Source organism: Aerococcus vaginalis, from assembly GCF_053762225.1.
The window spans coordinates 247,109-261,048 of sequence record NZ_JBSMYC010000002.1 but is presented as its reverse complement, the minus strand read 5'-3'; the positions used below and the strand labels follow the sequence as shown (position 1 = coordinate 261,048).

The following is a 13,940-nucleotide window of genomic DNA, read 5'->3' as shown; positions in this document are numbered from 1 at the left end:
AATAATTTGTCGCTTTTCTCTAAATTACAATTTGATTTCGATGTCCACACCAGAAGGCAAGTCCAACTTCATCAATGCATCAACAGTCTTAGGTGTTGGGTTGATGATGTCGATCAAGCGTTTGTGTGTACGCATTTCAAATTGTTCACGAGAGTCTTTGTATTTGTGTGGACTACGGATAACCGTAAAGAGTGAACGTTCAGTTGGCAATGGCACTGGACCAGATACCTGTGCACCAGTACGTTTTGCCGTCTCAACGATCTTTTCTGCAGATTGATCCAATCCACGGTGTTCGTAAGACTTCAAGCGAATTCTAATTTTTTGTTTTGCCATGAGTTTTCCTCCTCGTCAATAATGATTTTATGACTTGCTCGGTATAAATTCCCGACACCCCGTCATGACAATGTACCCGGGTGTGTCGCAACCTTATACGTCAAAGCCGGCTGATCCTAACCGTTACGAGCGTATACTACGCCCTGGGATTAGAAAAAGCACTCTTACAAGTATAATGTGATTTGCCCTTTGAATCAAGGGTTAACGTTGAAAAAATTTAATTTATTTCATGTAAGGGTGTTCGTATAATGAAGAAATTTTTCAGCGCTCTCCTCCTTACGTATACCATTTATAAATATTCGAAAATAATGTTAACTTGTATTCAAAAAACGGCTATAGTTAGTTTAACTCTTGAAAGGAGTGAAATCAGATGTCTACCGTACAACCCATCATTCTCAATATCACAGCGTATTATTATAGCTTTGATAGATAATGCTTGTATCTATTACTCATGGATACGGGCAAATACGTATCTATGAAGGCTATAACTTTTTAGGTTGATTGGAGCCCAAGTAGAAGATCATTCTATATGGGCTCGAGACATCGGGTTTCCTATACACATACTATCGCGCTCATCTAGTTTGATCGAACTAGGTGGGCTTTTTTTGTTACTCAAATTTAATCGATAGAAAGGATCTTCATCATGAAACAGACAACAATTAGACAATGGTTCAGTTTATTACTTATCACATCACTCCTTATCCTCGCTGCGTGCAGTAATAGCGATTCTGAAACCAAGACAGTCGGTATTCTGCAATTCGCCGATCACCAAGCCCTCATTCTCGTGCACGATGGTTTCATCGACGGACTAAAAGCAGAAGGTCTCGAAGATGGTGAGAACATTAAAGTTGATCTTCAACTCGCTAACAATGATCAAGCCAACTTAGCACGTATCGCACAGCAATTCAAGGGTCAAAATGATCTCAATTTTGCGATCGCCACTCCTGCTGCACAAGCTTTGATGAACGCTGATCCAGAAACGCCGATCGTTTTTTCGCCGATTACCGATCCGATCGAAGCAAAGATTGGGAGCGACCAGGGATGAATGCAACAGGTACGAGCGACATGGTGCCGATGGATGAACTGATAGATCACTTATTACTACTTGCACCTGAGGCAAAGAAAGTCGGTATGATTTTTAACGATAGTCAGGCAAACTCTGTCATCCAATGGCAAGCTTTTGAAGCTGAAGCCAAGAAACGTGGATTAGAATCAGTCGCTCAAACCATTAATTCAACCAATGATGTGGCCACTGATACTCGTGAGGTCGCTGATAAAGTCGACGCGCTCATTCTACCAACAGATAACGATGTGGCGTCTTCGATTCCAATCATTGCTGAAGTCGTTCGCGATAAGAAACTCCCAACGCTCGGTAGCGATGTCGCTCACCTCGATGCAACACTTGCGATGTTCGGTGTCGACTTTAAGGCAATTGGTGAACAGAGCGGACATATGGCGGCTAGAATATTAAAAGGAGAAGATGAAGCATCTGAAATGCCTATCGAACGCGCCGATACTTTCCGTTTCGATTTAAACGACGCGATGTTTAACGCATTCGGTATGGATCCAAGTAGTATTCATATTCCTGATAATGAAAAAACACCAGAGGAGGCCGAGTAATATGTTGGATTTTTTAATCAGTACCACCTCACAAGGCTTGCTATGGTCAATCCTAGCTATTGGCGTCTACTTATCCTTTAGAATTCTCGACATTCCAGATATGACTGTTGAGGGGGCCTACCCTCTCGGTACGGCGGTCACTGCCACTTTCATCGTTAATGGCTGGTCACCGCTTCTCGCGCGACGATCGCTGGTTTTCTTGCGGTGTGATGACAGGATTTGTTACCGGATTCCTTCAAACAGCCATGCATATCCCCAGATTACTCGCCGGGATTCTCACCATGACCGCACTCTACTCCATCAATCTGCGTGTCATGGAAAAATCCAACCAAGCATTACTCGATCAAGAAACACTGCTTACACAGTTGGGAGCTCTCGGTATCCCGCATAATGTCCGCACCCTCGTGCTCGGCCTCATTGCGATGATCATCGTCATCATGTTACTCGTTACCTTCATGTACACTGAACTCGGTCTCAGTCTCCGCGCTACTGGCGATAATCCGGAAATGGCAGCCGCTAATGGCATCCATGTTGACCGCATGAAATGTTTAGGATTGATGCTCTCCTCTGGCTTAGTCAGTCTCTCAGGTGCCATGCTCGGTCAGGCCAATGGTTTCGCTGATGTCGGAATGGGGACAGGTACGATCGTCATCGGCTTAGCCGCCGTGTTTATCGCTGAAGTATTGTTTAGAAATCTGACTTTCGGCCAGCGACTTCTCACAATCGTACTCGGCGCAATCATTTACCGTATCGCGATTGACCTCGTCATGCGTCAAGAACTCTTATCCATCCACGCTGGCGATATTAAATTACTCTCAGCTATCCTTTTGGCAATTATCGTATGGCTTTCACATCTCACAACACGACGCAAACAAAAGAAAGTGGCGTAGACTCATGACAGAAAAATTAGCAATTCATCATTTAACTAAAACATTCAATATCGGCTCTAATAACGAAAATCACGTCATTAGAGACTTATCACTTACCATCGAAGACGGAGATTTTGTGAGTGTGATTGAAAATAACGGTGCTGGGAAATCCACGTTAATGAACTTAATTGCTGGGAGTTTAATCCCGGATAGTGGTGATATCACATTGAACGGTGAGCAGATTCAGCATCTCCCCGTTCATCAGTGTGCGAAGAAAATTAGCCTCGTCTTCCAAGATCCTAAATCCGGTACCGCAAAAAACTTGATGATTGAAGAAAGCTTAGCGATTGCCCTCCGACGCGGACACCACGATGGTTTTAAACGCGCGGTGACTGCTAAACAACGCAAGCAATTCAAGGAGGTATTGCGAAGACTCGATATGGGATTAGAAAATCGGTTAGAGACACCGACAGATATGCTATCGGGTGGACAACGCCAAGCATTGACTCTGCTGATGGCAACCATCCAAACACCAGAAATTTTACTATTGGATGAACATACAGCTGCTCTAGACCCTCGTATTAGTCATCAAATCATGACGATCACCGAGCATTTGGTCTCGTCCAATCATGTGACGACCTTGATGATCACGCATAATATGAACGATGGGATCCAATACGGTAATCGCCTGATCATATTGCATCAGGGACATATTGCTGTGGATATCAAAGGTGAAGATAAACAGCGTCTCACCGTCGATAAATTAATGCATCTCTTTCAACAAAGCGTCAGCGAGTCCTTATCAAACGACAAACTGCTTCTACAATAGTGATAGTTTTCTTCTATATAAGTACATACAAAAAACGATCGACGATGGCGTGTCGATCGTTTTTATTTAAGTAATTAGCGTTTAATGAAGTATTCTTCGTACCACATTAAGAACATGTACAATGTCCAGATCTTACGGTGGCCAGCGCGACGTCCAGAAGCATCATCCTGGAAGATTTCTTCAATCATTTCCGTATCAAAGAAGCGTTTCGCTAGACTACCTGTTAAGGCATCATGAACTTGACGGCGGTATTTATCTTCCTTCAACCAATATTTCAACGGTGTCACGTAGCCGAGTTTCTTACGCTTCGACCATTCATCTGGTAAGTAATCTTCTGCCGCTTTACGGAAAGCAATCTTAGCTTTTTCACCGTCAACTTTTAATTTATCAGGCATGCGACGTGCAAAGTCCAATAAGTCTTCATCCAATAATGGTGTCACGAGCTGTACCGAGTTCGCGATATTCATACGGTCAGCTTTCAAAGCGATATCGTGAAGCATAAACATATGGAAATCGAGATACTGTTTCTTCTGAATATCACTGTAGTTCGGGATATTTTGGAAGTATGGTTCTGTTAAATCATTAATGCGTGGCGCATCTTTATAACCGTCTGTCACGATACTGCGCGCATTATTTTCATGAAAAATTTTATTTTGGCCAATGTACCATTTTTCGACCGGTAAACCTTTGATCAGGAAGTTACGCCCTTTGAAGTCACGATTGCTATTCAAAACACGTTGTCCTACCAATTCACGAATCCCCTGCGGTAATTTGCGGTAATTTTGGATACTCTTTGGTTCTTCGTATTCGAGATAGCCACCGAAGAATTCATCCGCACCTTCACCAGAATAAATCGCATGCGTGGTATCACTGATGGTCTTTGATAAGTAGAACATCGGAATCGCAGAAAGGTTCGCGTAAGGCACGTCACAGAGATAGACAATCTTGCGTAATTCAGAGAACGCCTCATCAGCATCTAATAATTTCGCTGTGTGATGCGCACCGATAATATCTGAAAAAGCACGTGCGTTATCGATTTCTGAGAATTCTTCGCTATTGTAACCGACCGTGAATGTCTCCGCCGGTTTCAAACGCGCTGCTAAGTAAGAGCTGTCCACCCCTCCAGAGAGGGATTGCCCAATTTTTTCTGGGTGATTGAAGTACTGCAATTTGTTTTTGATGGATTTGCCGATCAAACGATTAATTTCTTCAGCCGCTTCATCCACTGTCATTTCTTCAGGTTCAAATTTGATATCCCAGTAACTGTCAATCGTAATATCCTCACCATCATAAACAATAATCGATGCAGCAGGTGCGGTGTACACACCTTTGAAGAAGGTTTCATTCAATACGGGCACTTGGTAAACCAAGTATGGTACTAACGCTTCCGTATTTAATTGCTTATTGAATTGTGGATGTTCGAGTAATGCCTTAGTTTCTGAAACAACCATCAAACCGTCAGCCGTTTGGTAGTAGTAGAATGGTTGTAAGCCGAAACGGTCACGAACAAAAGCAATTTTTCGGGTTTTCTTATCATAAATTGTGACAACATAGCCACCTTTAATGATTTTTGCGACATCGAGACCTTCATGCGCATAGATCGTAGCGATCAATGCAGCAGGCGTTAGTTCAGAACTATTAGCGTCAAAACGACGGCAGTAGTCCTTCACTTCATCGATATTTGTCACGTAACCCGTCAAAAGTACGGTGACCTGGTCATTCTCAAAGAATTCTTTACCATCAAATTGATAATCTAAATCAATACCTAAATAAGATAATTTTAAGTAGTCATCTTCAAAATCGTCACGAAAATCGGGACCACGGTGGGCAATCGTCTGTAACATGCTGTCCATAATCTGTGGCTCACGCTTCACGTTGATTAAACCAATAAATCCTGCCATCTGCACACCTCAATTTCATTATTTTTCAGTAACTCACTGATAATATAGTGTAATCGTTCTGTAATATAAATTCAACGATTCTAAGTTTAAGAAAGATATAAGTTTGCATACAAAAAAGCCCGGCAACCGGAGTCACCGAGCTTTTATCGTTTAAGTGTTAATCACTAAATGATTAGCTGTTAACTTTAGATACAGTACCTGCACCTACAGTGTGACCACCTTCACGGATTGAGAAGCGAGTACCTTCTTCAATAGCGATTGGGTGGATCAATTCTACGTTCATCGTTACGTTGTCACCAGGCATTACCATTGGAGTGTCTTCTGGCAAGCTGATGATACCAGTTACGTCAGTTGTACGGAAGTAGAACTGTGGACGGTAGTTATCCATGAATGGCGTGTGGCGTCCACCTTCTTCTTTAGTCAATACGTAAACCTCAGCTTCGAAAGTAGTGTGAGGTGTAATCGTACCTGGGTCAGCCAATACCTGACCACGTTCTACAGTGTCACGAGTCATACCACGTAACAATGCACCAACGTTGTCCCCTGCTTCAGCGTAGTCCAAAGTCTTACGGAACATTTCAAGACCGGTAACAGTCGTAGTTGCAGTATCACGGATACCAACAACTTCGATTTCTTTACCAACTTCGATTTTACCACGTTCTACACGACCGGTAGCAACAGTACCACGACCAGTGATTGAGAACACGTCTTCGATTGGCATCAAGAATGGTTGGTCAACGTCACGTTCTGGAGTTGGGATGTAGCTGTCAACTTCAGCCATCAATTCCAAAATGTGTTCTTCTTGTTCTTCGTCACCTTCAAGAGCTTTCAAAGCAGAACCCTTAACTACTGGAAGGTCGTCTCCTGGGAAGTCGTATTCAGATAACAAGTCACGAACTTCTAATTCAACTAATTCCAATAATTCTTCGTCGTCTACTTGGTCAGTCTTGTTCAAGAATACAACGATGTAAGGCACACCAACCTGACGAGCAAGCAAGATGTGTTCACGAGTCTGAGCCATTGGACCGTCAGTAGCGGCAACAACTAAGATCGCACCGTCCATCTGAGCAGCACCGGTGATCATGTTCTTAACGTAGTCCGCGTGTCCTGGTGCGTCGATGTGAGCGTAGTGACGGTTTTCTGTTTCGTATTCGATGTGGGAAGTGTTAATCGTAATACCGCGTTCTGCTTCTTCTGGCGCGTTGTCGATTGCAGCGTAGTCAGAAGCAGCTTCCTTGTTGATTCCACGACGAGAAAGAACGGTAGAGATTGCTGCTGTTAAAGTAGTTTTACCGTGGTCAACGTGGCCGATAGTACCGATGTTAACATGCGGTTTACTACGATCATAAGCTTCTTTTGCCATGTAAATGTATCCTCCTAAAATATATAATCCATTAAATTCGCTATCAATGAAACTAACGATTTGGTTTCATTATAGATAAATCATTTGTTAAAAGTCAAGCAACGAAAGGTATCATTACTCGATATTTATTGTGCTGACGATACTAGTGTTTACCGTATTGTTCGATGATTTCTTCTTGGATAGATTTCGGAACAGCTTCATAATGATCGAATGTCATTGTGAAGGTACCGCGTCCCTGAGTAGCTGAACGCAAGGTTGTTGCGTAACCGAACATTTCAGCAAGTGGTACGAAGGAGTGTAATTGAACAGCGTTACCGCGTGGTTCTTGTCCTTCGATACGTCCACGACGTGCAGAAACGTGACCCATGATATCACCGAGGTATTCTTCTGGGATTACAACGTCAACCTTCATGATAGGTTCCAAGATTGCTGGTTCAGCCTTCTTAGCAGCTTCACGCAATGCTAAGGAAGCAGCAACCTTGAAGGCCGCTTCACTGGAGTCGACATCGTGGTAAGATCCGTCGAATAAGCGTGCTTTCAAGTCAACCAATGGGAAGCCTGCCAACACACCGTTCGCCATTGCATCTTTCAAACCGGCTTCAACTGAAGGGATGTATTCCTTAGGAACGGCACCACCGACAATTTCGTTGATAAATTCGAAACCGGCACCTTCTTCGTTAGGGGTAAATTCAATGTAAACATCCCCGTATTGACCTTTACCACCACTCTGGCGGACGAATTTACCTTCTGCTTCAGTCTGTTTAGTGAATGTCTCACGGTAAGATACCTGAGGCGCACCAACAGAAGCAGAAACGTTAAATTCACGTTTCAAACGGTCAACGATGATGTCTAAGTGCAACTCACCCATACCGGCGATAACTGTCTGACCAGTTTCATCGTCAGTAGAAGCACGGAAGGTAGGGTCTTCTTCAGCTAACTTACCAAGTGCAATCTGCATCTTGTCTTGGTCAGCTTTCGTGTCAGGTTCAATCGCAACTTCAATAACTGGTTCTGGGAATTCCATAGACTCTAACAATACTTCGTTGTCTTCGTCACAGAGTGTGTCACCAGTAGAAGTGTTCTTCAAACCGACAGCCGCACAGATATCACCAGAGAAGACTTCGTCAACTTCAGAACGTGAGTTAGCGTGCATCAATAAGATACGACCAACACGTTCACGCGTGTCTTTAGAAGTGTTCTGTACGTAAGAACCTGATTTCAATGAACCAGAGTAGATACGGATGAAAGTGATACGACCAACGTAAGGGTCAGTCGCTACCTTAAATGCTAAAGCAGCGAAAGGCGCTTTGTCGTTCGCACGAACTTCGATCGTTGCATCTGGGTCATCTTTAGATACACCTTTGATTGGAGGCACGTCAGTTGGTGCTGGTAAGTAGTCGATAACAGCGTCCAACATCATCTGAACCCCTTTGTTCTTGAATGCAGAACCACAGAGAACTGGGAACATATCCAAGTTCAAGGTTGCACGACGGATAACGTCTTTCAATTGTTCTGGTGTAATTTCTTCACCTTCCAAGTAAGACATCATCAATTCGTCATCGAGGTCAGCACATGCTTCAACCAAGTTACTGTGCCATTTTTCAGCTTCTTCTTTGTATTCTTCAGGGATTTCTTCCTGGTTAATCACAGTACCCAAGTCGTCTCCGTAGACTTCGGCTTCCATGGTTACCAAGTCGATAATACCTGAGAATGAATCTTCAGAACCGATTGGTAATTGGATTGGCACAGCGTTCGCACCTAAGCGATTTTTGATGGTGTTAACGGAGTATAAGAAGTCAGCCCCGATTTTGTCCATCTTATTCGCGAAAACGATACGTGGAACGTGGTAAGTATCAGCCTGACGCCATACAGTTTCAGTCTGTGGTTCTACCCCAGACTGTGCGTCCAATACGGTTACGGCACCATCCAATACACGAAGGGAACGTTCAACTTCGACTGTGAAGTCCACGTGTCCTGGTGTATCGATGATGTTTACGCGGTGATCGTTCCAGTGAGCGGTTGTAGCCGCACTGGTAATTGTGATCCCACGTTCCTGTTCCTGTTCCATCCAGTCCATCTGTGAAGCACCATCGTGGGTTTCACCAATCTTGTGGATACGACCAGTGTAGTACAGGATACGTTCCGTCGTTGTCGTTTTACCGGCATCGATGTGCGCCATAATCCCGATATTTCTCGTTTTCTCAAGAGGGTAATCTCTTTTTGCCATCTTGTCAGTTACTCCTTCTTATCAAGATTAAATGTTACAAGCGACTTTTAAGACTATCTCACCCATTGCACGTTCAAGACGACACAACGAGTGAACCACCATCCTACCAGCGGAAGTGAGCGAAAGCCTTGTTTGCTTCTGCCATACGGTGGCTGTCTTCTTTTTTCTTAACAGCAGCACCCGTATTGTTAGAAGCGTCGATAATTTCTCGACTCAAACGCGTTTCCATCTCACCCTCACCGCGGTTACGAGCAGCGGTAACTAACCAGCGTAATGCTAAAGTCTGTCCACGGTCTGGACGAACCTCCATTGGTACCTGGTAGTTCGCACCACCGACACGGCGAGCTTTAACCTCCAACAATGGTTGAATGTTTTCCATAGCTTCTTGGAAAACTTCCATTGGTGCACGACCAGTTTCTTCTTTGATGATGTCAAAAGCGTTGTACAAAATCGTTGCTGCCTTTCCGCGTTTTCCGTCTAACATCAAACGGTTGATTAAACGGCTAACTAATTCAGATTTGTAAATTGGATCTGGCAACACTTCACGTTTAGCAACATGACCTTTACGAGGCATTCAGTTTCCTCCTTTCGATAGATATTTTTATTTTAAGTAATTAATTATTTCTTAGGTTTCTTGGTACCGTATTTAGAACGTCCTTGTTGACGATCTTCAACCCCAGCAGTGTCCAATGCACCACGAACGATGTGGTAACGAACCCCTGGTAAGTCTTTAACACGTCCACCACGGATCAATACAACACTGTGCTCCTGCAAGTTGTGACCGATACCTGGAATGTAAGCTGTCACCTCTAAAAGGTTAGACAAACGTACACGTGCGTATTTACGTAACGCAGAGTTCGGTTTCTTAGGAGTCATCGTACCAACACGGGTACATACCCCACGTTTCTGTGGAGAGTTAGAACGCGTTGGTTTGCTCTTCATTGAGTTGTAACCGTATCCCAAAGCTGGAGATTTAGACTTCGCGTGGGATGATTTACGTGGTTTGCGTACTAATTGGTTAATTGTAGGCATTAAATTTGCTCCTCCTTCCGTTTGTGCTATGCCATTTCCATGTTCCACAGTGCCAGGTGTGTCATTTTACCCTGAAAAAATGGGGACGAAATGTCCCGCATTGCTTTTTTGTAGAAATGAAATGGTGCACTAGTCAATCCACGACTAGCTGTGGCTTATGTATCTCAGTCAGCACGACTGTATGAATCATATACAGGAATCTGTATACAAAAAGCACCTTATGTAGAGTATCATCACTATTCCTGTATGTCAATTTTATTTCACTAATTTTTTTTTGCTTATTTGTTACGCATGGTTGGGAATAAGAGCACATCGCGGATGGATTGACGGTCGGTAAATAACATTACCATGCGGTCGATACCAATACCGAGTCCTCCCGTTGGTGGCATACCGACTTCCAATGCACGGAGGAATTCTTCGTCGAGCGGTTGTGCTTCATCATTACCGTTCGCTTTTTCTTCCATCTGCGCTTCGAAACGTTCACGCTGATCGATCGGATCGGATAACTCTGTGAAGGCATTGCCGTATTCATGACCGGCAACGAAGAATTCAAAACGGTCCGTAAAGCGCGGATCTTCTTCGTTACCACGTGCCAATGGTGAGATCGCTTTTGGATGGCCATAGATAAATGTCGGCTGTTCTAAGGTATCTTCAACGAATTCTTCGAAGAAGTTATTCACCACGTGCCCGTATGTATCTGTTGCTTCGACTGGTACATTGTGTTCCTTAGCCAAAGCACGTGCTTCTTCGTCTGTCATTTCTGGCCAGAAGTCTACGCCTGTCTGTTCCTTGATTGCATCAACCATGTGGATACGTGGCCATTCGCCATCCAAGTGAATTTCTTTATCGCCGTAAGTTAAGGTACGGTTACCATCGTTCACTTTGTCCGCAACATACTGGAACATGTTCTGAACAAGATCCATAACGTCGTGCATCGTGTAGTAGGCGGTATAAACTTCTAATTCGGTAAACTCTGGGTTATGCGTATGGTCGATCCCTTCGTTACGGAAAACACGTCCAATTTCGTAGACACGTTCCATACCACCGACAACTAGACGTTTGAGGTGCAATTCCAAAGCAATACGCAAGTACAAGTCCATGTCCAACGCATTGTGGTGCGTGATGAACGGACGCGCGGACGCCCCACCTGCCAAGTTGTGAAGCACTGGTGTTTCAACTTCAAGATAATCGTTGCTGTTCAAGTATTCGCGAACAGCGGTGATGATCTTAGAGCGTTTCACAAATACATCGTAGCTGTCGCGGTTCATGATCAAATCTAATTGACGCTCACGGTAAATGATTTCCTGGTCTTTGATTCCGAAGTGATCTTTCGGTAATGGACGCAGGGATTTTGTCAAGTGAACGATACGGTCGGCACGAACAGAAAGTTCACCCATGTCTGTACGCATGATTTCCCCTTCGATACCGATGATGTCACCGAGATCGGCTTTCTTCCAGATGGCACGGTAATCATCTTCGCCAACTTCGTCACGACGGATGTAAAGCTGTAAACGTCCCGTCGCATCCTGAAGGTCACCGAAACCGACTTTACCTTTTCCACGTTTACTCATCAGACGACCAGCGACTTTGACGTTAATGTGTTTGCCCTCGAGCGCTTCTTTGTCATCATCTTTGTATTGTTCTTGCAGGTCTTGGAAATGTTGTTCCGGCTTGAAAGCGTCGGCACTCGCGTAAGGTTGATAGCCATTTTCTTTCAGCATTTCCACCTTATCGCGGCGCACCTGCATTTGGTCATTTAATTCGTTATCCTTTGCCATACTATCCTCCTATATCTCTACGCACGGTTCATTGCTTTATTTTCACGTTCAACAGTTTTCTCATAGAAAGCATTCAAGGTGTCACGCGTGTCCTGTACGGTTTCACTTTCCATACATGCGACTTTGACTTTCGTCCCACGTGGAATACCTTTTAAGTAATAGCTTACCATACTGCGGAATTCATTCGTGGCATGATCGTTTCCACGTAAGTCTTCCAAACGATTCAAATGCTCGATTGCTGCCAAAATACGTTCGGAACCTTTCTTCTCTGGTAAAAGTTCTCCAGTTTCAACGTAATGCACCATGCGCTGAATTTCCCACGGGTTACCGAGACTACCGCGTCCCACCATGACACCATCGACATGGTAATTTTCGAGCGCGTATTTTGCTTCTTCCGGGGTACGAATATCACCGTTACCGTAAAATGGAATGTCCAATTTTTGACCGACTTTATCGAGTAATTCCCAGTCCGCTTTGCCTTCGTACATTTGAGCACGGGTACGGCCATGCATGGCAACCATCTTTGCACCAGCAGACTGTGCAGCGAGTGCATTTTCTTCTGCGAAAAGATGGTCATTGTCCCAACCCGTACGCATTTTTGCGGTTACTGGCAAGTTGGTCGCATCAACAACTGCTTTGACACGCTGATAGACTTTTTCTGGATCTAATAACACTTTGGAGCCCGCACCGCTCTTAACGATTTTGTTTACTGGGCAGCCCATATTGATATCGATGATCGCTGCTTTCGTATTCTTTTCAACGAATTCAGCAGCTTCTGCCAATGTCTCTTCGTTACCACCAAAGATTTGTAGTGACAACGGCCATTCACTGTCATCGATCGTCAACATTTCTAATGTTTTCTTGTTACGGTAGTGGATTCCCTGATCGGAAATCATTTCACACACGACCAGTCCCGCACCTTGCTGTTTGACCATCGTACGGAATGCGACGTTTGATACACCAGCCATTGGTGCGACCGCAATCGGATTTTCGATTTCAATATCGCCTATTTTTATCACGAAATTCCTCCTCCGTTCGCTTACGCAATCATTGCTTTGAGTTCGTCTTCAGTAAATTGATATTTTTCGCCACAGAATTGGCAAATCACTTCGGCACCACGATCTTCCTGAATCATCGCTTCGATATCTTCCGTTTGAATCGATGCCAAACCGTCACGGAATCGTTCCTTCGAACAGTCACAATGGAATGAAACTTCTTCCTCTGCCAAGATACGATAGTTATCACGGCCAGCGATCGCATCCACGATATCTTCAGTCTGCATGCCTGCCTCTAACATCTTAGTAACTGGTGGCAAAGTCTGGATTTGTTTTTCCAAAGCATCGATAATTTTATCGTCTGTACCCGGTAATACCTGAATCATCCAGCCACCCGCTTGTTTGATAGATTCATCCGTATCAACTAAAACACCGAGTCCCATCGCTGATGGAATCTGTTCGGACTGTGCCAAATAATATGTAAAGTCTTCGGCAATTTCGCCAGAAACTAATGGCACCTGACCGCTGAACGGCTGTTCCATTCCGAGGTTCTTCGTTACGGTGATGCTACCTTCTGTACCTACCGCGCCCTTCACGTCGATTTTACCTTGATCATTCAATGGTAATTCCACATGCGGTTTAACGACGTAACCTTTCACCTCATGTTTACCGTTTGCGGTTGCTAAAATTTGTTCCAGTGGGCCATCTCCCGCAATACGCACGGTCAATAAGTCATCGTCACCGATCGTCGATGCGAGAAAAAGGGTCCCTACCAATGTTCTTCCTAATGCGGCACTCGCATTTGCCCAGGTATCATGACGACGCTGTGCTTCACGAACCGTATCCGTCGCATCAATCGCCATGACACGAATTTGATCATCAAATGCTAATGCTCTCAATAAGCTGTCTGTCACTCAACTTCCCTCGTTTCCTTTGCATATACCTTCCCATTATCTAAAAATACTTTTCAAATGGCAAGCGTGATTTACTTTT

Annotated in this window: 10 protein-coding genes and 2 pseudogenes; 3 read left to right on the top strand and 9 right to left on the bottom strand. The window is 44.2% G+C overall.

Features of this window, described 5'->3' with window-relative positions:
* Positions 1-24: 24 nt before the first annotated feature.
* On the bottom strand, positions 25-333 hold the full coding sequence (rpsJ, locus tag ACWOEX_RS03480; RefSeq protein WP_455297996.1) for a 30S ribosomal protein S10: 309 nt from the start codon (positions 331-333) through the stop codon (positions 25-27).
* Positions 334-976: 643 nt separating this feature from the next.
* Between rpsJ and ACWOEX_RS03475 the strand changes: the two are divergent.
* The 3 genes and pseudogenes from ACWOEX_RS03475 (at position 977) to ACWOEX_RS03465 (ending at position 3,651) form a co-directional block, all read left to right on the top strand.
* A pseudogene (locus tag ACWOEX_RS03475) lies at positions 977-1,953 on the top strand (ABC transporter substrate-binding protein).
* Between the two features lie 4 nt (positions 1,954-1,957).
* A pseudogene (locus tag ACWOEX_RS03470) lies at positions 1,958-2,843 on the top strand (ABC transporter permease).
* Positions 2,844-2,847: 4 nt separating this feature from the next.
* On the top strand, positions 2,848-3,651 hold the full coding sequence (locus ACWOEX_RS03465) for an ABC transporter ATP-binding protein (RefSeq protein ID WP_455297994.1): 804 nt from the start codon (positions 2,848-2,850) through the stop codon (positions 3,649-3,651).
* Positions 3,652-3,725: 74 nt separating this feature from the next.
* Here ACWOEX_RS03465 and asnB read toward each other — a convergent pair whose 3' ends face one another.
* From asnB to hslO, 8 genes are all read right to left on the bottom strand, one after another.
* Positions 3,726-5,552 (bottom strand): asparagine synthase (glutamine-hydrolyzing), encoded by a 1,827-nt coding sequence (gene asnB / locus ACWOEX_RS03460; RefSeq protein WP_455297993.1) that lies wholly within the window; start codon positions 5,550-5,552, stop codon positions 3,726-3,728.
* A gap of 172 nt (positions 5,553-5,724) precedes the next feature.
* Entirely contained in the window at positions 5,725-6,915 is a 1,191-nt protein-coding gene (tuf, locus tag ACWOEX_RS03455) for an elongation factor Tu (RefSeq protein WP_455297991.1), read from the bottom strand.
* A gap of 142 nt (positions 6,916-7,057) precedes the next feature.
* The gene (gene fusA / locus ACWOEX_RS03450; RefSeq protein WP_455297990.1) at positions 7,058-9,142 is read right to left on the bottom strand and encodes an elongation factor G; all 2,085 of its coding nucleotides are present in this window, start codon (positions 9,140-9,142) and stop codon (positions 7,058-7,060) included.
* 103 nt (positions 9,143-9,245) lie between these two features.
* The gene (gene rpsG, locus ACWOEX_RS03445) at positions 9,246-9,716 is read right to left on the bottom strand and encodes a 30S ribosomal protein S7 (protein ID WP_455297989.1); all 471 of its coding nucleotides are present in this window, start codon (positions 9,714-9,716) and stop codon (positions 9,246-9,248) included.
* A 44-nt stretch (positions 9,717-9,760) separates the two neighbouring features.
* A complete protein-coding gene (rpsL, locus tag ACWOEX_RS03440; protein WP_455297988.1) occupies positions 9,761-10,174 on the bottom strand; it encodes a 30S ribosomal protein S12 in 414 nt (137 codons plus the stop codon).
* 278 nt (positions 10,175-10,452) lie between these two features.
* Positions 10,453-11,952: a lysine--tRNA ligase gene (gene lysS, locus ACWOEX_RS03435; protein WP_455297986.1), complete on the bottom strand. Its 1,500-nt coding sequence runs from the start codon at positions 11,950-11,952 to the stop codon at positions 10,453-10,455.
* Positions 11,953-11,969: 17 nt separating this feature from the next.
* Positions 11,970-12,920, bottom strand: a complete 951-nt coding sequence (gene dusB, locus ACWOEX_RS03430; RefSeq protein WP_455298169.1) for a tRNA dihydrouridine synthase DusB — start codon at positions 12,918-12,920, stop codon at positions 11,970-11,972.
* Between the two features lie 71 nt (positions 12,921-12,991).
* On the bottom strand, positions 12,992-13,861 hold the full coding sequence (gene hslO / locus ACWOEX_RS03425; protein ID WP_455297984.1) for an Hsp33 family molecular chaperone HslO: 870 nt from the start codon (positions 13,859-13,861) through the stop codon (positions 12,992-12,994).
* Positions 13,862-13,940: the final 79 nt, after the last annotated feature.